A 20,795-nucleotide genomic window follows, 5' to 3' on the forward strand; every position below is an offset into this window, starting at 1 on the left:
CGATGATGAGGCCTTTCGATATTTTCAACGCAGGTACTCTTATTTCGGCGCTTCCGCCCGCTCCAGCAGGCGCTTCATGTTGAACTGGATGGCATTCTGCTCGAAGGGTGGCTCGCGCGTGTCCAGGGCGCCGCGGAGATAGCGCGGCTCGCGGGCGAAGCCTTCCTCGATCTCGACGATGGCGAGAATGAACTTCTGCGGTTCGTGCAGGGAGGTGATCACCTCCTGGCGCGTAATCATGACCGAGTCGGCTCCGTCGATGCGTCCTTTGACCTCGATAAAGCGGAGGTGGTCGACCTTCGGATCGTAGGAGGCGATGTCGTAGCCCACCTTTTGGGCGGAGACATCAGTGGGGGTGTTTCCTAGCGCGCGCTCGGCCTCCATCACCGCCTTCATCGCCGCGAGTTCGATTGCCCGCCGGGCCGCCGGGTCTTCCGCGAAGCCATGCGACGTCGTGCCTGCCGGCGCGCTCCGGGCCAAGAGCAAGCCACGCGGCACGATCACCATGCCGCCCCGGACGCGAGGCGGCTGCGCTGATATGAAGCGCTCCTTTTCCAGTGCCGAGAGCCGTCGCTTCAACCGCTCGGCCAGATCCTCAGCGCGGCGCTGTGCATTTTGCCAGTTGAGGCGCGTCTTCTTTCCCGCGCGTTCCTCTTCCTTCAGCTCGAAGGCACGGGCGTCCCAGTAGTTGATCTCCTTTTTCAGCCGGGCGCGGACTTCCTGCTCGACCTTATCGATCTCTGGAACACGGCGCGCCTTGACCTCCGCCACATGGGTTTGCGCAAGTTCCACGGTGGCAAACCGCACCGCCGATTTCTCCAGATCTTGGCGCAGCCACGGCTCGTTCAGCCGATCCTCGACCAGCGTCAATTCGTCCGCCTTGATCGGACGCAGGTTGAGGTGGGGAGCAATGCCAGCATTGGTGACCGCTCCACTCTGGTCGATCGCTGCGAACTGGAGCTTCTCCGAGATAATGTGTGGCCGGCCAGTGGCCGTCGGTCGCCCGTCCTGGACGCTGTGCTCCAGGAGGAAAAGCGCAGCGATATCCTCGCCTGGGTCCGAGTCGTCGACCAGGATAGCGCCCTGGCGCATCAAATGGTCGTACTGCTCTCGCACGACGCTGATGATCGCCTCGAGAAGTGGATGGCCGGGACAGACGAACGTGGCGACAGGCTGCTGATTGATGTGGCCCTTTTCAAAACAGATGCGCTCATAGCGCTTCTGGACCGCCGAGCCATTGCCGATCTGCCGATCTCGCTCCCGTAGGCTCATCGGAACATGCGTGATTTCCCAGCGCCCTTCCTCCCGCCGCCTAATCTGGCCGCCGAGACGCTGGAAGGCCTCGACGAAGAAGCTCTGGATATGATGGGGTTGAAGGCGCTGCGCCTCGGCCCGCTCCATCTCCAGACGCAGCTCCTGTACTCTGGCCTGTGGCATGGTGTCGTTGGTCAGTGCTCGGCGCTCCAGCAACCGCAGGAGATTGTCCTGATCGACGGCTCCGTCGACGGCCTGGAGAAGCCGCGCTTTCACATCGTCCTGCTCGCCGTATTGGATCGCCTCAAAGAGAAGATCCCTGAGGGCGGTGCCTTCGAACAGCTCGCCAAGGACATCGTAGACGCGGCCACCCAAGGCTTCGCGAGCGGCTTCGAGCTTCTCCAGCAGGCGGGCGTAAACTTCGCCTTCGCGCGTTTCGGCGGCCACGAGGTTCCAGAGATGACAGACTTCCGTCTGTCCGATGCGGTGAATGCGCCCGAAGCGCTGCTCAATTTTGTTCGGATTCCACGGCAGGTCGTAGTTTACCATCAGGTGGCCACGTTGAAGGTTGACGCCTTCCCCGGCCGCATCGTTCGCGATGAGGATCAGCAGATTGCGATCCTGCATGAAACGCTCGACGACCTTGCGCCGCTCCTCCCGAGTGATACCGCCATGAATGACTTCTACGGCATCGGGGCGGCCGAGCCGGGAACGCACCTTTTCGGACAGATAGTACAGGGTGTCCTTCGGCTCGGTGAATATGATCAGCTTGCGGCGATTGCCCGCGCTGTCCACCATCAACTCGTCGTCGAGGATCCTGTCGAGCTGAGTCCACTTCGTATCCTGACCGGAACGAAGGACGCCAAGCGCCATGCTTTCCAAGGATCTGAGCGTCTGGATTTCGAGTTCTAGCTGCTCAACAGTTTCGGCGGTGGTAGCCCCGGTCGAGATTAGTTCCTCGAGTTCGTCAACTTCTTCCTGACCGTACTCCTCGATGTTGCGGAGGACTTCATCCGTGAGATCGGATCCGCCCAACTCGCTCTTCCGCGTGAGGCGAGCCTCGCCAAGCTCGCTCTCCAGTCGTTCGCGCCGCCGCTTCAGGGACTGGTAAATGGCGGCGGGAGAGGAGGCGAGACGGCGCTGGAGGATCTGAAGGGCGAAGCCGACATTGTTGCGCTTCCTCCCGTCCTGCTCGGCGAAGCGCTGAACCCGATTCATCTCTGTCCGCACGTAGTTCGTGACAGCGCCATAGAGGGCCGACTCCTCAGGAGATAACTCATACTTGACCGTGTACGCGCGGCGTTCCGGAAAGAGCGGGCGCCCGTCGAACCGAAGCAGCTCCTCCTTCGTGAGGCGCCTCATCATATCGGCGGTGTCGGCATAATGGACCCCGTCTCGGAAGCGGCCTTCAAAACGATCGCCATCGAGCAAGGCCATGAAGAGTTGGAAATCTTCTTCCTTGCCGTTGTGTGGCGTGGCCGACATGAGGAGTAGATGCCTGCACTTTTGCCCGAGCTGCTGTCCGAGCTGATAGCGTTTGGTGAACTTCACCTCGCCGCCGAAATAGGTCGCCGACATGCGGTGGGCTTCATCGCAGATGATCAAATCCCACTCTTCCGAGGCAGCCAGATTTTCCTGAAGGTCCTCATTCCGAGCAAGAACGTCCAGCCGAGCAATGAGATGACTTCTGTCGTTGAATGCGTTGCCGGATCGGGATGTCTCGATTAGGTCGCGCGTCAGAATGTCGAACTCCAGACCAAATTTCTCGCCAAGCTCGTCCTGCCATTGTTCAACGAGACTGCCAGGCGCAACCACAAGGCAGCGTTCAAGGTCGCTGCGTGCAATCAATTCCTTGATCAAGAGGCCCGCCATGATGGTCTTGCCGGCTCCAGGATCATCGGCCAGCAGAAACCGCAGTGGCTGTCTTGGCAGCATCTCGCCGTAGACCGCCGAAATCTGGTGTGGGAGAGGATCGATCAGGCTGGTGTGAATAGCCAGGTACGGATCAAAATAGTGCGCTAGCTTGATGCGGGTTGCTTCCGTGACCAGTCGAAGCAGCGCGCCATCGGCATCAAAGCACCAGGAACGACCGCGACTTTCAATGCTCAAGCGATGCTCGTCGTCGCGGTAGAGCGTCGTTTCGGCCACGACTCCTGATTGGGTTCTATAGACGATGTTGACTGCTTGACGGCCAATCCAGTCGGTTGAGACGATCTCGACGGACTGTTCAGGCACCAAGCCACGAACAAACGTGCCGTTTTTCACCTGCTCGAGGGATGCCATTTCGATCAGTCCAGTTCTCGCAAGAGTCGTCGTATGAACCGTGGACCAGTGGCGCTTCTTCGTCGCTTCCGATGAGCACTGGAAGATCCACTTCGGCGGGATTGGTCGCGCAATTCTTGCGATCGAATCACAGGAGGATGTCTTCGTCAGTTTTGCTGATCGATCGCTAACCTGCAACCTGTGCGATCGGAGGCGTTGGACCGACGTGGGGAAATCTTTGTGGGGTGGTGCTCAGCAACTGAGGCGAGGATAGCTGACCTACTGCTGATGGTGGCGACGTGGAGTATGGCAGCACGATCGCCGCTCGTTAACCACGCGATCGCTTCGAGCATAAGGCGCCTTGCGATCGGTGGTTGAAGAGCCCACCTTGCTTTGCGTTCCGGCGAGGCTGGAACGAGATCGGCCCTCGCGGGTGTTTGCACCACCCAACGAGGGCCTGACCCGCAACCTGCGTAAGAGGTCTTGGGCTATGACGAGCCATATCGCCTTCGTCGATCCGAGAAAAGTTCTCCTGAGAGTTGGGACGGCTGCGCCGTCGATCGGCCGCGGCCTTGGCGTTCGCCGCTGCGCGCACCGCGCCGCGTAGGCCGCGAGCCTTTCACCCAACGTCCTTTCCCAATCCGAGATGATCGAGCGCACGCCGTGCGAACGCATAATCTGCGTTGGCGCCAAGACGCTAACCGGGCCGACACAATCGGCAATCGGCGGCGGGACCATTTTGCCTGCCGTAGACCCGTCGCATCCGGCTGCCTGCTCCGCGCGGCGCACCGCGATCATCTCCATCCGGAGAACCCTTCCTTGGATCACTTTGATGCACTCGAGGCGGAAGCCAACGAGAGAAACACCTGCGACTATCGCACCCAGTTCATGCCCTTTGAGGTTCAGCGCGAATTGACCGCGCTGGTCGACAAGACGATCGCCGACATCGTCGCGGGCGTGCCCGCGCCCGATGCCATCCTCGGCGACTATGTCGGGCTGGCCTCGCTGATCCGCTCGCTCTCCTTCCACGAGGGCAGGCTGCTAGAGCAGGCGATGGTCGCCCTCTGCCAGCGGAACACCGATCTGGTGGTGTTGTCGCAGAGCCTGCGCCTGCCCGTCACGTCAACGGCGCTGGAAGCGATCGCCAACAATCGCACGGGTACGCTCAAGGGCCTGGCGTTCGATGCCGACGTGAAGACCCGGATGACGTACACGCCGGATCTGATCGTCGTGAACCGTCGGCGTCACAGCGCCACCGTCATCGACATGAAGCGCTCGGTTGCTTCCTATCTCGACACCAATCGCCTGGAGGAGCTGAAGCGGCGGATGCTGGCGGTGTCGCTGATCCTGCCGGACTGGCTCTACAAGGAACACAAGCGGCTGATGGTCGACGAGGTCGGTATCGCCATCGTCGACGGGGCGAGCGCGCCGAGCGACCACGACGCCGGGATCTGGGCGCTCGAGGAGATCGACGATCTCTTGGAAATGCATGGCGCCGCCACCGCCATGAAAGCGATGCGCCTGACCTTCGGCGACCGCGTCCGCGAGTTGCTCAAGGCGGAGGCCGAGCGGGTGGTGGGCAGACCTGCCAAGCGGTTCGACACCGCCTTTGACAAAAGCCATTCGCACTTCCGCTGTGAGCTCGTCCAGGACAACGTCAACTACGGCGTCGAAGCGGAAAACATTTCCGCAGGTTGGCCGGGCGCCCGGATGATCCGGGTCGGCGTCGCGCGGACATGCGCCAGCGCCTGATACTGCGCTGAACCGGAGCGGGGTCAGCCCGCTCGCTTCCTCATCACTTCCCATCGAATTTGCCGCCGTCGGCTTCGGCCTTCGGCGTACGAGAGACAGCGTCCATGAAGACCATCTATCCCGCTCCCATCAGCCCGCGCGACCGGGCCGCGGCGTACCGCCGCCGTGCCCATGCCTCGGCCCGCCTTCGCCCGCCGGAACCCGCTGCAACCGACGCCGCGCCGCAATCAGCCGCGCCGAACTCCGATCCGGCCATCATCGTCAGCCTCGCGATGCAGCACGCCAAGCTCTGCAAATACGGCGGCACGATCCCGGCGCCGATCCTCGACGAGTTGCGTCGCCACGTCGCGGCCGGAAACGCCACCTGCCGCCTCGTCGCCGAATGGATCGAGCGCCGCGCTGATCGGCGCGGGCCGCTCCGCCCCGTCTGCGGGGGAGAGCTCTGATGGCCGGGAAACTGGGAAGCCCAAAGCCCGCACCGCGTTCGAAGACCAAATCGGCCGAGGGGTTCGACGCCGACAATATCCTCGGCCTGATGGCAAGCGACGAGCCCGAGGCCAAAGACGCGCCGCCCGTCCAGGATGCCAGCGCCGTCGCCACCCAGCTCCTGATCGACCGGGCGCTGGCTCGCGCGAAGATCAGCCGCACCGATCTCGGCGAGATGTTCGGTACGTCCAGCACGATCATCACTCTGGAGGCTCGGGCGCCCGGCTTTGCCGGGGCCGCCTTGCGGCTGCTCGACGATGGCCTGCTGCTGCCCGGTTCGGTCGAAGCGACGGATATGTCGACCGTCCGCAACTGGGCGAGCAAGATGCTCCGCCGATCCGACAGCCCGGACTTCATCGTCGCCACCGCTGCGCTCAGCATGGGCGACACGCTCGAAGCCGACGTGATCTATCGCCGTCGTCTCGGCATCGTCATGCGCAGTGGTCTGCCGCTCCTCGTTGTGAGCGAAGTCGCCGTGCCGACGGTGATCGGGCTTTCCGCCGATGCGATCCTCGATGGCGGCATCCTCGATGCGGAGATCGTCGCTGCGACCATGGTCCAGGTCATGGAGGAGGAGGCTCGCCGCGTTCGCCTCGCCCTGGACGAAGCCAGACTCGATCTGTCGCGATTGGACATCGCCGATCTCGCCGTCGCCATCCGTCCCGGCCTGCCGCTGGAGCGCAGTATCGCCATCCTCAAGTGGTTGACCTCCGGCGGGCGGGCTGACCAGTCGTCCGGCAGAGACAAGGCGGGAGACGGGGGCGGTGGAAGCGAACCCGCGGATGACGACGATCGGCGGTCGCCACGGGCCCTGTCGAAAGCGGACCGCAAAAGGCTCGGCGAATCCGGCGCCGAGCTGATCCAGCCCGTCGCGGCGGACGACCTCCGCCGCGTCACGGTCGAGACGCTGCCTGGGCTCGGCGAAGCTCGGGACTGGGCGCTGGATCTGAAGGCCGACCTCGCGCTCTGGCAGGATGGTGGGCTCGGTTGGGGCGCGGTGAGCTCGCGTCTGCTGCTCAGTGGTCCGCCCGGAACGGGCAAGACGACCTTTGCCAGCGCGCTCTGCAACACGCTCGATATTCCGCTTCTCGCGACCTCTGTCTCGACCTTTCTGGAGAGGGGACATCTGGGCGATGTTCTGAAGCGGATGACAGCGAGCTTCGACATCGCCAAGGCGTTGGCGCCGTGTGTGCTCTTTATCGACGAGGCCGACGGCATCGGCCAGCGCGTATCGATGGATCGCGATTATGCCGACTACTGGAATGCCGTCGTCAACAAGGCGCTCGAACTGATGGACGGGAGGGTGAAGACGGAGGGCGTTGTCATCGTCGGCGCAACCAATCGCCCGGATCAGATCGAGCCTGCGCTCCGCCGCTCGGGCCGCTGGGAACGCCACGTCGCAATTCCGATGCCGGACCGAAAGGCGCTCGCGGCGATCCTCGCTCATCATCTCGGCGCCGATCTCGAGGGCGTGCTCGCCAGCGCTCCGCCGAAATCGCCGATCCTGGCAAACAGCGTGCACGACGGGGAAATTGATGTCGGCAGCGCCGAGCGCAATTCCGACGACTCGGGCGCGACCACCTCAGAGGAGCCTCGGCCATGACACCTTCCCCCTCGACAGCGCTGGACACGCTGGCCCGCCAGGCCGTCGGCATGAGCGGCGCCGACATCGAACGCCTGGTGCGTGAGGCGCGGGGTCGAGCGCGGCGCGAACAGCGCCGTCTGGCCTATGCCGATCTCGAAACGGCGCTCGCCCGGTCGAAGCCGCAGCGCTCCGCCGAGCTTCGCCATCGGATCGCCGTGCACGAGGCCGGACATGCCGTCCTGCGTCATGCCTTGAGCCTCGGAACGATCGTCGCCCTCTCCGTCGTCGACGAAGGCGGCGGAACGACCACTGCGCAGGACGACCAAGCCATTCAAACCGAAGATCGGATGATGGCTCTGATCGCCGTCTATCTCGGCGGCCGCACCGCGGAGGAACTGGTCTTCGGCGAAGTCTCCGCAGCGAGCGGCGGACCCGAGTACAGTGACCTCGCCCGGGCGACGCGACTGGCCCTCGGCATCGAGATGTGCCTTGGCCTCGGCGCCGACCGTCCGCTGGTGCACCGCAATCTCGACCTGGCCGAGCACATGCTCCTGCGGGACGGCGCTCTGCTCGACCGCGTCAACGCCAGGCTGGAGGCAGCACAGCAGCAGGCCCGGATCACGACCGCTGCGCATCTCGATCTGCTTCTGCGCCTTGCTGATGCGCTGACCGAGGCGGGCACGCTCGACGCCGACGAGATCACCACTATCCTCGACGGTGACGAGAAGGCGGCACCGCCGCCGTCGGGCTGAAGGGCTTCGGCAAGCCCGCGTTCATCATTGCGCGGCGACGGGCGTCACCCCTCCCGCCGTTCGGGTACTTTCGGAGATAGAGGGTTGCCGCGTCTTGGCTGCAGGCTCCTGCAAACATCATGGCGCTGGATTCCTACCTGCGGCTCCTCGGTCTCCGGGGGCCTCTCTTCTCCCATCTCACCGGGACGCTCCAAGGCGCCCGATAAAGGACTTTCCGATGAGCATCCTCATCGCGGCCGACGGCACCGTGCTTAACCTCGACGAACTCGATCTGCTCCACCGCCTCGTCGCTGACCTCGAGCGCATCCAAAACGGCGACAGGCCGACTCGGGGCGATCTGGCCGACGCGCCGATCCTCGACAACTGGTCGCTGGCCATGCGGCTGCAACCGTGCCTGGTGGGGCAGGTCCACGGCCATCCCTCGATCGCCCGCGGCCACCGCTCGGTCACTTCGCAACTCCACCTGTTCGCGCCTCACCACGGCTACGCCCGGACGCTCTCCCGCTTCTATCGCCTCGGCGAGCCGCGGGGCGAGGACTAGAGATCACAAGTGGACTCGGCGCACGATGAGGAGCGGAAAACTTTGCCGCTTCCGCCCGATCTGAAAGGCAAGGTCAGGCCGAAAAGGGTCCGGCAGCTCTGGAGCAATTCCCAGCGGAAAGCGGCCGGCTAAAAATCCGTCGATTCCGTCCGAAGCCCAATCGCCGCGCTCCAAAGCGGCCATCAACGCCAGTCGGGAGCGAGCGCAACCAGGAACTAGCGCACGACACAACGTACAATTTCTCCTCTCAACCTCTTCTTGAGGGGAATCACTTGTGCCGTAACGCCGGCGCGGCTTATGAAAAGTGAGCTTCGAATGGGGGGGTAGGCATGCCCAAGGTTGTGTACGTCACAGGAGCGCCCGCGGCGGGGAAGAGTTCCACCTTAAGGAAGCTCGCGGAAGACGTTCCTGCGCTCAAGGTCTGGGAGTACGGCGCACGTTTAACAGAACATTTAAGGGAGCGCTCCGCGGATGTAGAAAACCAGGCCGACCTCCGATCTCAGTCCGCTTCCATTGTGAAACCTTCTGATGTGGCAGAAGTTGACCAAATACTTCTCTATTTCGTGGAATTACATCGAACCGATTATAATATTTTGATCGATTCCCACCCCGAGACAAAAGAAGAATACGGCTACCGTATCACGCCGTTCTCTCTTGATCAGTTCACACGACTCGCGCCCGACGAAATTTGGCTATTCTATGTGAGCCCTGATGAGACCCGGAGGCGGATTAGCTTGGACGCCGCCGGACGCCCGTTGGTCACCGAAGAAGAAGCGAGGATGCACACTGCATTGCAGTCGTCAGTGGCAGCGACATACGGCATGGCCATAGGTAGACCAGTCTACTTATTCGACACCGCAGGTTCTCAGGAGCAGCTCGCTTACCGACTCCGCCAGAGGCTCCAGTGAACGGATTTTTCGACTGGCTGAGCAGAGCTGTAGGCAACGGCTCACACCAGGCGCCGGCTGCGTCAACGCCTGCCACGCCGCACCAGGAGCGGCGTCGTGTCGATCTGCGGAAGGCTATCAACGCCGTGTCCGACGTGGTCCAGAACCGGCCCCGCCCGCTGCGCGTCTTCGATCAGATCCATATGAAGACGGGCGATATGGTCTTGCAGAGCGAGATTATCGCCGATTGGGCCGATGGGAAACGCCTGGCGTTTATCGGCGATGGCGATGCGATCAGTGTATGTGTAGCGTACCTTCGAGTGCGTGAGGTTCTCAACTTTGGTCCTGCTCATATCACAGTGTTCGACTTCGACGAACGAACGGTGGAGGCCGTGATGAAGTTCGCTGATCGGGAGCGAATCGGGAACCTTGATGCACGCCTTTACAATGTGCTCGATGCCTTCGACGTATCGGATCGCTACGACTGCTTTTATACCAACCCGCCATGGGGGGCGTCAAACAACGGCGAGAGCGTGAATGTGTTTGTTCAGAGGGGGATGGAGGCAACTGATCACTCCGGCGAGGGAGTAGTCGTTATAGCGGACGATGACGAACTTGACTGGCCGAAGCAGGTTCTAGCTAGCGTGCAACGCTTCGCTTCCAGTCAGGGCTTTTATGTCTCCCGGATGCAGCGAAAATTGCACGAATATCACCTCGACGATGCACCAGACCTGAAGTCCTGCAACCTTTACCTAACTGCATTGCCCGGCAACCCACCTCGCGAAGGCAGTGGCGCGATCACAGACCCCCGACGACTCGAGAACTTTTACGGACTATCTCAGGAGCCTCGGGTCCGGTACGTGAGAGCAAGGCGTCGTCTCGATTACGGCGTGGCCCACGAGGATGAGTACAAACTTGAGTTTTTGGAGAGCGGCCATGAATGAGATCGTTAAGCCGGGCGCGGGCGTGCTTTTCATGAAGATCGGCACTCATGCACAGGAAGAGTTGGCAGATATTATCGCTCGAAAGAAGGAAGAGATAAGCAAGACCGGGTATGGGATGTGGGGCTACGGAGGCAATACGTGCCATCCAGCTTCAATGGTTCAGCCTTTTGCGAGGAAATTCGCGCAAATCGGCCAGCCTATTCATCTCTGTATGGAGACGATGAACTCAAGCCATATTGCTGCACCGATGTGCGCCGCTGAATACTCGGTAGATGGGGTGCAGTGGGAGGAGATTCCGCATACGATCGAAGTCCGAGGGTCCAAGTATGCGTTGGTGATTGATCAGCTTAGAGAGGAACAACTCAAGTTGCCTCTTGATCAGACGCGCGTTCCGGTCGGACCGAGCACAGGACGGTTGGGCAGCCGGTACGTCAAGGGCCGCGTCGATAAAGCCTGCTTAAGCGTCCTCGACGCTCCAGAATTGACCAACGAGGGCGATCCTCGCGAAATTGATATCGACCTGGTAGCAACGCTACGCGAGCCGTATGCGGTATTCCTGCGCGGCGAGCGTTAAGGTGTCTGTGGCTTCTCGCGGACGAGGCCTCGGAAACTTCCCTCTCGCGAGAGCACGCCCGGGGCTTCTCCATTCAGGTGACGGGAGTAGCTCGCAAGGCCATCGAGGACGTATTGTGGGTCGGGTGCCTCTGACAGGGAGCAGCCAAAGCACGACGTGACGGCCCGATCCGCAAGCGGCTCACCACAGACTCTGACACGGACATTGTCGTGCCCTGCGGCCGAGACAATGCAAGCCACGAGCTGTTCAAAGCACATTATGCGCGAGTCCGCTTCTTTCGCCGCGACTCGCGACATAGCAACGATAGCGCGCTTATCGCCCGTCACTAGGAAGCTACACGATCTGTTCGCAAGCACCGCGAGCAGTTGGCTCTCTCCGCCATCTAGTTCTAGGCCTCGTCGGTTGGCTTCAGCTTCTAGGTCAGCCGCGATCGACAGCTCGGTGTCGTCCGGCTCGATCATCAGAACCCTGGCAAGGAGGCGGGAAAATGCGGCAGACGCTCGATTGCGATCCATGATGTACTTAGCGCGTTCGATGCGCTTTGCAATCACGAAGCGGCCTACCCCGAGCATTGCGGGCGCGACGTCATCGATCGTCAAGACCTCAACAGTCTCTTCAACTAGGGTGTAGCAAGCTGCCTTTAGGGCTACGTCGTTGTCGATAAGCGTTCTTTCAGTCATCTTTACCGAACATGACGTTTCGGAGGAAATGGGCGCCTTCGTCGTTTAGGAGGCTCCAGTCCAGCTCCGTTTCAGCAATCTGGTTCACTTCGTCGGAAGCACGTTTACGTTCTTTGTAGATGAAGCGGAGCGATGACATCGCCACAGCCCATGCATTGCGGCGGTATGCTAGGCAGAGCGCTAGAGTGCCTGGCTCTACACCGTACTCACCAGAGGCGGCTAAAACGGCCGCTGCTAGCGTGGGCGAGTTGAAGCTAGATAGGTTCGTCTGAATGTCGGGCTCGGGCGACCCCGTGAGCAACATCAGAGCGAACTGGTCGGCTTCGCGCTCTTGGGAGTCCGAATCATGAAAACGAGCAGGATCTTGAACGTCAACTAAGGCGGGAGCCTCGGCAAGATGGTTGAGCATGACGTGCCCAAGCTCATGCGCCAATGTGAAGGCTACCGGAGCGGGGTAGGCTGCATCCTTGCCAAGCAGGACCGCGAAGCGCCCGTCCATGCCGACAACCATCGCATGCATGGACTTTGCTTCTAAGGGGAAGACGCGCAGGTGAATGACCGGAACGCCGAGAGCCCAACAGGCGGCTAACAGCGATTGGAGATCCACAAATCGCGATCCACGCAGGATGGCGTCCCTAAGGGCATCGGAGGAGACAGTCCGGGTCGGCGGACCGGCTGTTGCGCGGAGTAGCAGGCGCCCTACAGACATGCCAAAGGAGGATAATGCTGCCCGCTGACCCTCATCCCCAGCGGAGAGGTGCTTGAATTTGACGTCGTCGTCCCAAACGAACTCCACACGCTCACCGAGGAGAGGTTTGGGCTCGAGCCCCAGCCTCCGCGCGAGGGCGAAGCGGAGCTCCGCGCGTCCTGACGGCGTAGCCCCGGCTTCGTCAGTCCACCACGACGGCCATGCAGCGCGGATAGCGGCACGGCTAATACCTGCACTTCTCAGCCGCTCGATGAGTTTGTTTTCGCCGCTTGCCACCGCTGCCCCTGATAGATGCCCTGATGAAGGGCTAGCATAACGCGATGCTAACGCGAAGTGCGCTAGAGGAGCTTCCCTCCGGAGGCGGAGTCAGTTCGGCGTGGCCCACTCCTGAGTTCGGACACCAAGGTGGACCATTCATCTACTCCACGTTGACCGGCATCTTCGAGCTTCGATCGCATTTCCGCGCTAATCTCCACTGGGTCCGTGAGGCGCACCCAATAGCTACCGGTTAGCTCCGCCACTAGATTCGCTTCATAGTCTGCACGCGTACTCGCAGGGTGCACCCGACGAATGAGCGCCGTCACCTGCGAAGCACCCACTGGCGCCCCAGTCCCTCCAACATTCCGGTATGCGCTGGGATCAAATACGTCCCCTCGGCGAAGGATCAGCGGGGACTCCGAACGACACATCAGCGCATAGTGGGCTCGCTTGCCTCCTCCGGTGGTGCTTCCCCTGCTTGTGATCAAGGAGCGGGGCGGCAGCTCCCGTTCCACCCCACAGGCGTCAATGTAGTGGCGCCAGACGAAGATGCGGGTCGGTGCGCTATCGACCGGCTTTGGGCGGGACTTCATGATCGAGAATACTGCCCTCACTGGGACATTCGTACGTGCGAGCACATTCGTGATCACTGCGGGGGCATTTCCTACGCCCCACAGAAACAGGCCTTCGCCAGCCCGCCGCTCAAGCTCTTTTCGAGCGATTATTGTATCAAGCTTCTGCCCTGCCTCGGCTTGCATCCGGGACCAGCATACGAACTCCTCATTCGCGTCCTTGTGATGCCAGTCGCAGGAGGGATCAGTCTGCATTTTTTCGTTCATCGCTGTAGCCGGGGTCGTACCTACTGCCTCCCTTGGCATTGCTCCAGGCCAACCTCAACACCGGGGCGCCACAATCACCGTTCGACCCGAATAGCTGTGGAACCTATGTGCATAACCCTCTCCGCCGCTATCAGGTTCTCAGCTTCCGCGGTAAGGTGTTAACTTACGCAATTAATGGCATTCATCGCCTTCAGAATCCCAGCGCAAAGCTGGGCTCTATTCGCGAGACCTCTTGAGAGCCAAGGACCTGCTTTGAAGCAGAGACCGGGGCGCGATCTCGCGAGCCATAAAGCCATAAGCTTCTGTTTCTCCGCCCTCCGATCTTGCCTCTGAAGGAGGGACAAGTTGAACCGCGCCGGGTTTGCCGGAGGCTCCCACTCCTGAGAGGATGGAGCCACGATGAGCAAGACGACCAACAAATTCTCGCCGGAAGTGCGCGAGCGAGCGGTGCGGATGGTGCTGGACCATGAAGGGGAGCACGTCTCGCGCTGGACCGCCATTCTTTCGATTGCCCCGAAGATCGGCTGCGCGGCGCAGACGCTGAACGAATGGGTCAAGGCGCCATGTCGAAGCCGTCGAATTCGCGACACTCGAATGGGTGGATTGGTTCAACAACCGCCGTCTGCTCGAGCCGATCGGCAACATTCCGCCCGCGGAAGCTGAAGCCAACTATTACGCCGCCATGGACCAAACCGACATGGCCGCATAGCTAAGATCAATCAGCCTCCGGCAAATCCGGCGCGGTTCAGCCATCGGAAACGGCCGCGCTTCATGTTCTGGTCCTCGTCGATTGGCCAGAACGAGCTTCAACCTGGATCAAGCCCCGGGGGCAACGTCACGCGCCATCCGGTCGAGGGCGGCGACTGGAAGGCCCTTCTCGATGCTCGCCATCAGGCCGAAGGGCGAGGCGGCCATGGCGTCATCGCCGGACAGCCCGAGAACGGCAACCACGTCTTCAAAGGCCTGCATCGATCCGCCTCCGTATCATCGAAGGTAGGATAGAGCCTTCGACGGGCGTGAGCCACACGGGCGCTTGGGGGAGCCAGCCCATACGGATGCATTTTACCGTGCGGATTTCCCTCTGTGGCGGAATGTCGCAAGGTCCGGAGAGGAGGGGAGCGGAGTTTAAGGAAAAGCTCCTTGCGAATTCATGACTTATCCCAATTCGGGGCGGCAGAATGGGGGCTTTGTCCCCGGTGATTTGCCGCCTTGGTCTACGTCTTCCGTGCGGGATCGCTCAAATTCGAATTGTTCTCTTTATGTCCTGTCAGGTCCTGCGGACGCACAACCCGCGTCCCGCCAATTCCGGCGCCAGCAGGACCAACAATGCTCAAGGACAACAGCAAGCAGACCCACGAGACCGCCGCCGACACGGAGACCGCCCAGGGACAGATCCGCGGACGCAAGCGCAAGGCGGATGTCACCCAACAGGCCATCGACAAGCTGAACGAGCAGGAGCGGCAGCGTCTGGCTGATCTCCGCAATCGCGTTCACGAGCTCGGCCGCCGGACCACCGGGCAGGTCTTCGATTTCGGGGCGTATCTCGAGGAGGCGGCTGAGCTGTTGCCGGAAAAGGCCTTCGAAGGTTGGGTGAAGCGGGAGTGCGAGATCTCGACCCGCCACGCCCGCAACCTCCGCGCCGTGCACCGCGCGCTCGGTGAGCGTCAGGACGAATGCATCGACTACAACATTCCGCCGTCGGTCCTCTTCAAGATCGCGGCCGCGGACGCGAAGATCATTGACACGGTGATCGCCGCCTATGGCAAAGGTCGCCGCCTCAAGGTGCGCGAGGTCGCCGAGATGGTCGCGGGCGATGCCGGGACGGACGGTGAGCCGCTGGCGCCGGAACTGCGCGGCGGCGCCAAAGGCTTGAAGGCGCTCGCCGCCGCCAAGGCCGCGCGTCAGCAGAAGAGCTTCGAGGCCGGGCTCCAGTTCATCCGGACGACCTTCGAGGAGGCGCTGGAGGCGGCCGGACAGAAGCGACTGTCGAAGAAGGATCTCTGGACGGCGCTGGAGCTGCCCGGGCGGCTCTGCCACCGCGAGCTGACGGAACTTCTCTGCGACATCGACGCGGAGACGATCAGCGGGACGGTCTCGCACAGCCACCACGATCTGCCGGAAGGCCCGTGGACGGAGCTTCACGACCTGCTCGGCAAGCTTGGTAGTCGGGAACACTGGCCCGACGCGGCAACGCTGAAGGCTTGGGCCGAAGATCGCCTCCTGCCGCTGCTCGCCTTCGCCCTGGACGGCACGCCGATCGAGCCGCGCGCGCCGGAAGCGAACGCGGATGCGGACGCCGTCTACGCCGACGCGGAAGAAGAGGACGTCGCGGACGACGAGGCGGATGACGCATTGGAAAATGCCGAAGCCGAGGTCGTTGCCGCCGATGTGGGGCTGGAGCCGGGCTACGCGGAAAAGTTTTCCGCTGCGGACCAGATCGACGCAGCAGCTCCGGCCGAGGACACTTCGCTGGATCCGCTCGATGACCCCACCGCCTCGGATGACGATGAACACGACCGCGTTGCCGCTTCCGACGAGGCGTCGGCCGCGGAGGCTCTGCGGACAACGTCCCTGGCGGGGCTGCGTCCGAACCGCAGGGCGTCGCTGACTCCGCCGCCGATGCCGACAGAAATGGTGCGTCCGCAGCCCGGGCCCGCTCGGTAGGCAGCGCTCTTGGCGTTGCGGCTTCGCCTTCGGGCGGGGCCGTGATGCCGTGAGCGACCGGACAACGGCGCACCATGACCTCCTCGAAAGCCGACAAATCCGGTGCCTCCGTCAGGCGCCAACGGCGCAATGCGGACCAAGCGGACTATCAGCGAGCGTATCGTGCCGCACAGAAGGAGCGCCGCCGTCCGTCGCGGGACGACGTCGCGCGGGTTCTCCTCAATTGGATCATCACGCTGCTGTTGGAAAACAAAGACCATGACGGCCTGATGAATTTCCGGACGGGGGTCGTGCTCCGCCTCGTCGAGCAGGGCTTCGACCGGAAGGAAAGCCAACTTCGTTTCGACGGTCTCATCGACAAGTATGAAGACGGCTGGGACTTCCGCCGCAAGCCGCATCTGATGAAGCCTGAACTCGACGAGGCCGAGTGAAAGGCGATTTCGATCCGCAGCCGACGAGCGATCCACGGACCGCGACCGCTTCCGGCTCGGTCTCGTCTGACCTGATCGTCATCGGCGTCGCGTGACGGGCCTCACAATCCGGCCGAGGCCGCGCCATTCGGGGCTTCTGCTAACGCCGTTAGCGCTCAATACGTGAATCGGGGCCATTACTCCTGCAAACGGCGTTTGCCGCCGCAACGATGGTCCAGACGCACGACGTGACTGAGTCGCTAAGCGGTGCCAGCCCTCTCTTGGCCGAGGGGGAGGTGAAGCAGGCCGGCAAAAATCGGCTCCATCGTTCTTCGGTGTTTGGCATCCGTGATGTCGACGCACTAGCGAGCGTCCCCATAAACGGGTTCATCGGCGCGTCATGATCTGGTTCAATCTCCCGGAAAGGAGATTGCCATGTGACGCCATGAACTGACGGACCAGGAATGGGCGGTCATCGAGCCGCTGCTGCCTCGAAATGGCCGCGGCGTCGCCCGTGTTGACGATTGCCGGGTGATTAACGGGATTTTTGTGGCGGTTTCGAACGGGCTCATCCTGGCGCGATGTGCCGGAGCGCTACGGCCCTCGGACCACGCTCTACAACCGCTTCTCCCGCTGGCGGGCCGCCGGTGTGTGGGATCGCCCGCTGGCCGCAGTTTCTGAGGCCTACGATAGCGACATCGTGATGATCGACAGCTCCTGCGTCCGCGTCCACCAAGCATGGTGCCGGCGAAAAAAGGGGGGCCTGCCGATCCTTGCATGGGACATTCGCGTGGCGGCCTGACCACCAAAATCCATGCCCTCGGCGACGCCGACGGACGCCCCGTGCGCCTCGAACTGACGGCTGGACAGGCTAGCGGCGCCCCCATGGCGACCAAGCTGCTCGACGCTGTCGCACCCGGCGCCACCGTCATCGCCGACAAGGCCTATGATACCGACGGCATCCGCTCCTTCGTCGCCAGCCGTAAGGGTTGGGCGAACATTCCGCCGCGATCCATCCGAAAGGACGCCTTTGCCTTAAGCGGCTGGGACTATCGTCAGCGCAACCGGGTCGAACGCTTCTTCAACCGCATCAAACAGATGCGAGGCCTCTCAACCCGTTACGACCGAAGGGCGGACAACTTCCTCGCCGTCCTCAGGCTCGCCGCCATCCGTATCTGGATCAACGCCAAATGAGTCGGCTTCCTAGAACGATCCTTTAGGCAGAATATCCGTGCTTCATGGAACCCCAATGTGATGCTGTATACCCCGGCTCGGAGCACAACATGGAACACTTGGACGAACTTGCAAACGTGGCGGGCATTGCCGGAGTTGCCGTTGGTGCATCGGTCCTGGTCTTCCGGGTGGCTATTGCCCGTAGCACAAGTTGGCCGCCTGCGACGGCGTCTCGGCTCGTCAACCGAATTGCAGTTTATTCATTCGCAGTTGCTCTGGCTGCAATTGCAGTTCGGATCTGGATTGAGGTCCGACCGAGCGCTCAAGAGCGCGCTGCCGCGCGGCAAGCGGATTGCCTGAAAGAACTCGCAGATCTTCCATCGCACGACGCTTCTCTCGCGCCTCCTGCGGCCATTGAAGCAGGCGGAAGCGTTAAGGCTGGCCGCAGGATAGCGATTAGGGCCGATCGACTGGAGCGTAAATTTATCCAGGCAACGTGCGGCGATGTTACTGCCGAAGACATCGACATAATCATCGGCAGCGTCAAGGCGCTGATGGGAGAGGCAGGGCAATGAAACGCCTAATAACTGGGTCGCTCCGGATTGAGTTGGCGCTGGCTGCCTTTTTTCTCTTGTCAGCGCCCGACGGGAGGGCACAGGATATCTCAACACCTGCCATTCAGGCAGATGGCGATGTTATCTCCGGCCGTGACATCAACATCACGCAAATCATCAACGGTCTCACCGAACCGCAAGTCGCTGACATCGTTCGAAGAGTTTTAGACGAACAAGATGCATCTCAGATCATTGCGGGTCTTGCCGAAAAATTGGGAATAACGAATGCGGCAACGGAAAATTTCTTTCGAATATTGGGGCGAAAGAACGTTCCTCACGAGGAACTGCTGACCACGCTTGCCGATATTGCCGTAAGGCACAAGGAGTTGGTCACCCGTCTTGCGGCACTCGAGCCGGAGAACCCCCAAACGCGCCGTTTGTTCGATAAGGCGAAGTCCGCGGTGGAGGCTGGCCAACTGGAAGAAGCGGATCGGCTGTTATCTCGCGCGGAGGGGAACGAGTTGACCGCGGCGCGCACGGCCCGGGAGATCATTAGGCAAGCGGCCGAAGCAGCCAACCAGCGGTTTCTGACGGCGGCACAAGCGCGTGGTGAACGCGGTGAAGTCGCGTTGCAGACCTTGGACTACCTGACGGCCGCCGCGCATTTCGAAAGAGCTGCTGAGATCGCAGGAGAGGCTTCGGCGGATGCTGCTGTTACCTACGTTGTGAGGCAAGCAAATGCTCTGGCCGTATATGGAGACCAGCACGGTCAGAATCAACCTCTTAAGAAAGCAGTTGTCCTATTTCGGTCAGTACTGGAGGAGCGCACGCGCGAGCGCGTGCCGCTCGACTGGGCCATGACGCAGATCGGCCTGGGCACTGCGCTTGAATGGCTGGGCGAGCAGGAGGCGGGCACGGCACGTCTGGAGGACGCGGCAATGGCCTTCCGCTCTGCGCTAGAGGAGTTGCCCCGCGAACGCCTGCCGCTTGACTGGGCCACGGCGCAGAACAACCTCGGCGCTGCGCTTACCGCGTGGGGAACGCGGGAGGCAGGAACAGCGCATCTGGAGGAGGCGGTGATGGCCTTCCGCTCAGCACTGGAGGAACGGACGCGCGAGAGCGCGCCGCTCGATTGGGCTGCGACGCAGAGCAACCTCGGCGGCGCGCTTGTAGCGCTGGGCGAGCGGGAGGCCAGCACAGCGCGTCTGGAGGAGGCGGTGATGGCCTACAACTCTGCACTAGAAGAGTTGACCCGTGAACGCGTGCCATCCTACTGGGCTACGGCGAAGAACAACCTCGGCAGCGCACTTGCCGCGCTGGGCAGGCGGGAGGCGGGCATCGCGCGTTTGGAGGAGTCGGTGATGGCCTACCGGTTGGCTTTAGAGGAGCGAAACCGCGAGCGCGAACCGCTTGACTGGGCTGCGACGCAGGCCACCCTTGGCAGTGTGCTTGCCACGCTGGGCGAGCGGGAGGCCAGCACAGCACGTCTGGAGGACGCGGTAACGGCCTACCGCTCTGCACTGGAGGAGTTGAGCCGCGATCGCCTGCCTCTCGGTTGGGCTGCGACGCAGGCCAGCCTGGGCAGTGTGCTTGCCACGCTGGGCGAGCGGGAGGCCAGCACAGCACGTCTGGAGGACGCGGTAACAGCCTACCGCTCTGCACTGGAGGAGTTGACCCGCGATCGCCTGCCTCTCGGTTGGGCTGAGACGCAGGCCGGACTGGGCAGAGCGCTTGCCACCCTGGGTGAGCGAGAGGTGGACACAGGGCTTCTGGAGGAGGCGGTGACGGCCTACCGCTCTGCACTGGAGGAGTCGACGCGCGAGCGCCTGCCGCTTGACTGGGCCGCTATCCAGAACAACCTCGGCAACGCGCTTCAGATGTTGGGCGTGTGGCAGGCGAGGGCAGCGCGACTGGAGGAGGCGGTGACGGCCTATCGCCTTGCACTGGAGGAGTTGACCCGCGATCGCCTGCCGTTTGGCTGGGCCAAGATACAGAACAACCTTGGCAACGCGCTTCAAAGGTTGGGCGTGTGGCAGGCGAGGGCAGCGCGCATGGAGGAGGCGGTGACGGCCTATCGCTTTGCACTGGAGGAGTTGACGCGCGAGCGCCTTCCGCTTGACTGGGCCGCGGCGCAGAACAATCTCGGCATAGCGCTTACAATGTTGGGTTTGCAGGATGCGGGCACAGCGCGCCTGGAGGATGCGGTGACGGCCTGCCGCAATGCACTGGAGGAGCGAACCCGCGAACGCTTACCGCTCGACTGGGCCGAGACGCAGATGAACCTCGGCTTTGCGCTCGCGGCGCTCGGGATGCGGCAGGCCGACAAGATGCGTCTGGAGGAGGCCGTTTCAGCCTATCGATCGGCGCTAGAAGTATTACTCTGCAGGGATTTTGCAGTTCAGTGTAAGAAATCGCAAAAAATGCTAGATATTCTGTCAGCCGTTTTAAGACAATGAACAGATAGTCACTGG

The 20,795-nt window shown here is 62.0% G+C and carries 16 protein-coding genes and 3 pseudogenes; 15 read left to right on the forward strand and 4 right to left on the reverse strand.

What is annotated here, in order from left to right; genetic code table 11:
* Positions 1-39: 39 nt before the first annotated feature.
* Positions 40-3,537, reverse strand: a complete 3,498-nt coding sequence (locus B5D38_RS17155; RefSeq protein ID WP_078709667.1) for a helicase-related protein — start codon at positions 3,535-3,537, stop codon at positions 40-42.
* 891 nt (positions 3,538-4,428) lie between these two features.
* Here B5D38_RS17155 and B5D38_RS17160 point away from each other — a divergent pair.
* The 8 genes from B5D38_RS17160 to B5D38_RS17195 all read left to right on the forward strand — a co-directional run bounded on the left by B5D38_RS17160 (position 4,429) and on the right by B5D38_RS17195 (position 11,037).
* Positions 4,429-5,268, forward strand: a complete 840-nt coding sequence (locus B5D38_RS17160; protein WP_131829954.1) for a hypothetical protein — start codon at positions 4,429-4,431, stop codon at positions 5,266-5,268.
* Positions 5,269-5,372: 104 nt separating this feature from the next.
* Positions 5,373-5,714, forward strand: a complete 342-nt coding sequence (locus B5D38_RS17165; RefSeq protein WP_078709669.1) for a hypothetical protein — start codon at positions 5,373-5,375, stop codon at positions 5,712-5,714.
* Complete coding sequence (locus B5D38_RS17170) at positions 5,714-7,357, forward strand: ATP-binding protein (protein WP_078709670.1); 1,644 nt, start codon at positions 5,714-5,716, stop codon at positions 7,355-7,357. The genes B5D38_RS17165 and B5D38_RS17170 overlap by 1 nt, the downstream gene beginning before the upstream one ends.
* Positions 7,354-8,091, forward strand: coding sequence for a hypothetical protein (locus B5D38_RS17175; RefSeq protein ID WP_078709671.1), 738 nt, complete (start codon positions 7,354-7,356; stop codon positions 8,089-8,091). The genes B5D38_RS17170 and B5D38_RS17175 overlap by 4 nt, the downstream gene beginning before the upstream one ends.
* A 217-nt stretch (positions 8,092-8,308) precedes the next feature.
* Positions 8,309-8,632, forward strand: a complete 324-nt coding sequence (locus tag B5D38_RS17180) for a DUF6634 family protein (RefSeq protein ID WP_078709672.1) — start codon at positions 8,309-8,311, stop codon at positions 8,630-8,632.
* A gap of 329 nt (positions 8,633-8,961) precedes the next feature.
* Positions 8,962-9,540: an ATP-binding protein gene (locus B5D38_RS17185; RefSeq protein ID WP_078709673.1), complete on the forward strand. Its 579-nt coding sequence runs from the start codon at positions 8,962-8,964 to the stop codon at positions 9,538-9,540.
* Positions 9,537-10,463: a bis-aminopropyl spermidine synthase family protein gene (locus B5D38_RS17190; protein WP_245319324.1), complete on the forward strand. Its 927-nt coding sequence runs from the start codon at positions 9,537-9,539 to the stop codon at positions 10,461-10,463. Before B5D38_RS17185 ends, B5D38_RS17190 begins: the two co-directional genes overlap by 4 nt.
* Positions 10,456-11,037: a hypothetical protein gene (locus B5D38_RS17195; RefSeq protein WP_078709674.1), complete on the forward strand. Its 582-nt coding sequence runs from the start codon at positions 10,456-10,458 to the stop codon at positions 11,035-11,037. The genes B5D38_RS17190 and B5D38_RS17195 overlap by 8 nt, the downstream gene beginning before the upstream one ends.
* Here B5D38_RS17195 and B5D38_RS17200 read toward each other — a convergent pair.
* Positions 11,034-11,717 (reverse strand): hypothetical protein, encoded by a 684-nt coding sequence (locus B5D38_RS17200; protein ID WP_078709675.1) that lies wholly within the window; start codon positions 11,715-11,717, stop codon positions 11,034-11,036. The two genes, B5D38_RS17195 and B5D38_RS17200, sit on opposite strands and share 4 nt — an antisense overlap.
* Entirely contained in the window at positions 11,710-12,237 is a 528-nt protein-coding gene (locus tag B5D38_RS22600) for an ImmA/IrrE family metallo-endopeptidase (RefSeq protein ID WP_245319327.1), read from the reverse strand. Before B5D38_RS22600 ends, B5D38_RS17200 begins: the two co-directional genes overlap by 8 nt.
* Before the next feature lie 1,685 nt (positions 12,238-13,922).
* On the opposite strand from B5D38_RS22600, the pseudogene B5D38_RS21895 reads away from it, so the two are divergent.
* Together B5D38_RS21895 and B5D38_RS17215 are read left to right on the forward strand one after the other, a co-directional pair.
* Positions 13,923-14,081, forward strand: a pseudogene (locus tag B5D38_RS21895) (transposase); the annotation flags it as partial.
* Positions 14,074-14,232, forward strand: a pseudogene (locus tag B5D38_RS17215) (IS3 family transposase); the annotation flags it as partial. The pseudogenes B5D38_RS21895 and B5D38_RS17215, both read left to right, overlap by 8 nt.
* 107 nt (positions 14,233-14,339) lie before the next feature.
* Here B5D38_RS17215 and B5D38_RS22250 read toward each other — a convergent pair.
* Entirely contained in the window at positions 14,340-14,492 is a 153-nt protein-coding gene (locus B5D38_RS22250) for a hypothetical protein (protein WP_165690891.1), read from the reverse strand.
* A 357-nt stretch (positions 14,493-14,849) separates the two neighbouring features.
* Here B5D38_RS22250 and B5D38_RS17220 point away from each other — a divergent pair, with 357 nt between their 5' ends.
* The 5 genes and pseudogenes from B5D38_RS17220 (at position 14,850) to B5D38_RS17240 (ending at position 20,780) form a co-directional block, all read left to right on the forward strand.
* Complete coding sequence (locus tag B5D38_RS17220) at positions 14,850-16,187, forward strand: hypothetical protein (protein ID WP_078709677.1); 1,338 nt, start codon at positions 14,850-14,852, stop codon at positions 16,185-16,187.
* 74 nt (positions 16,188-16,261) lie between these two features.
* Positions 16,262-16,618, forward strand: a complete 357-nt coding sequence (locus B5D38_RS17225) for a hypothetical protein (RefSeq protein WP_078709678.1) — start codon at positions 16,262-16,264, stop codon at positions 16,616-16,618.
* Positions 16,619-17,047: 429 nt separating this feature from the next.
* Positions 17,048-17,791 (forward strand): annotated as a pseudogene (locus B5D38_RS17230) (IS5 family transposase).
* Between the two features lie 89 nt (positions 17,792-17,880).
* Positions 17,881-18,345, forward strand: a complete 465-nt coding sequence (locus B5D38_RS17235) for a hypothetical protein (protein WP_131829955.1) — start codon at positions 17,881-17,883, stop codon at positions 18,343-18,345.
* Positions 18,342-20,780 carry a tetratricopeptide repeat protein gene (locus B5D38_RS17240; RefSeq protein WP_078709680.1) on the forward strand — a complete coding sequence of 813 codons (2,439 nt, stop codon included), beginning with the start codon at positions 18,342-18,344 and terminating at the stop codon, positions 20,778-20,780. The genes B5D38_RS17235 and B5D38_RS17240 overlap by 4 nt, the downstream gene beginning before the upstream one ends.
* The last annotated feature ends 15 nt before the right edge of the window (positions 20,781-20,795 follow it).

The sequence above is a fragment of the Consotaella salsifontis genome, from assembly GCF_900167365.1.
Taxonomy (GTDB): Bacteria; Pseudomonadota; Alphaproteobacteria; order Rhizobiales; family Rhizobiaceae; genus Consotaella; species Consotaella salsifontis.